Source organism: Streptomyces sp. NPDC057565 (assembly GCF_042801455.1).
Taxonomy (GTDB): Bacteria; Actinomycetota; Actinomycetes; order Streptomycetales; family Streptomycetaceae; genus Streptomyces; species Streptomyces yanii.
In genome coordinates this window covers 1-1,487 of sequence record NZ_JBHVFU010000175.1, presented here as the reverse complement: position 1 = coordinate 1,487, position 1,487 = coordinate 1, and the positions used below count along the sequence as shown (strand labels likewise).

Annotated in this window: 1 protein-coding gene; it reads left to right on the top strand. The window is 67.3% G+C overall.

The annotated features are described in order from the left end of the window. Window positions 1-8: 8 nt before the first annotated feature. Window positions 9-1,250: a group II intron reverse transcriptase/maturase gene (gene ltrA, locus ACFU8W_RS52445; protein ID WP_384052993.1), complete on the top strand. Its 1,242-nt coding sequence runs from the start codon at window positions 9-11 to the stop codon at window positions 1,248-1,250. The last annotated feature ends 237 nt before the right edge of the window (window positions 1,251-1,487 follow it).

Sequence of the window (1,487 nt, the reverse complement as noted above, 5' to 3'; positions counted from 1 at the left end):
TCGGGCGAATAGACCTTCATCACCATAATCGGTCACCCTCTCCCGACCCCCACCGGGGTCGGCGTCAGAGTGTCCACCACTCAGGGGGAGGTCCCGAGTACGGCATCGACCGGCTCCTTGACGAACTGGCCGCGGAACTCAAGGAAGGCCGCTGGCGGCCGTTGCCCGCGCGCCGGGTGTTCATTCCGAAACCCGGCACAACTGCGGATCAGAGACCGTTGTCGATCCCTTCCGTCCGTGACCGGATCGTGCAGGCCGCGCTGAAGATCGTGCTCGAGCCGGTCTTCGAGGCCGATATGCTCCCGTGCTCGTTCGGGTTCAGGCCCAGGCGCGGGGCACACGATGCCCTCCAAGTCTTGATCGATGAGGCATGGAGGGGCAGGCGCTGGGTGGTGGAGACGGACATCGCCAACTGTTTCGAGGCGATTCCGCACGATAAGTTGATGCAGGCGGTCGAGGAACGCGTCTGCGACCGGTCCGTCCTCAAACTCCTGCGCGCGATGCTGCGTGCCGGGGTGATGGAGGACGGGCAGGTCCGTCGGCCGGTGACCGGAACCCCACAAGGCGGTGTGGTTTCACCGTTGATGGCGAACGTCTATCTGCACCGGCTGGACCGGGCATGGGACGCGCGTCGTCATGGGGTTCTGGTCCGGTATGCCGACGATGCCGTGGTGATGTGCACTACCCGCGAGCAGGCCGAAGCCGCCCTTGGGCAGCTGAAGGTCCTGCTGGCCGAACTCGGACTGGAGCCGAAGGCGGCCAAGACCAGGATCGTGCACCTGCAGGTCGGAGGCGGGGGAGTGGACTTCCTCGGCTTCCACCACCGGTGGGTCACGTCCCGGCCTCGCGGCGGGCGGCGTCCGATCGCCTTCCTCGCTCGCTGGCCCTCGGACAGGGCAGTGCAGCACGCCCGTGACCGGATCCGTGAACTCACGGAACGGCGCAGGATGCTGCGGCCGGTCAAAGTGATCGTGGAGGACGTGAACGCGTTCCTACGCGGATGGGGCGCGTATTTCCGGTTCGGGAACTCGGCCCATCGCTTTGACCAGATCAGCTCGTACGCGCGGATGCGGATCGGCGGGTTCATCGCCAAGAAGCATCGGCGCAGCCGGAAGTTCGGCTGGTCGGTGGTCGCTCACGCGGCCTCCGACTCGTTGGGGCTGGTCGCCCTGCACGGAACCGTTGTTGCACCCAGACCCTTTCGGGACTGGCGGGGCAGGCCGAATGCCGGCGGTGAACGGCGTCGGTGAGCCGTGTGCGGGAGAACCGCACGCACGGTTCGATGCGGCGGGGGCTGGAAACGGGGCGGACGCACTCCGCAACCGCGCCAGCCCCCGACCCTACGGTTGGGGCGATGAGGTGGCGCTGGGGAACAACTGTCGGGTGACCGACGCGATTTCGGTGCTCGGACATGGCGGAATCCCGGCGCGGTGGTCGGGTTCTCCGGGGTCCTTCGGGTCGTGGGCGGGCAGGGTGGTTGCCGGTCA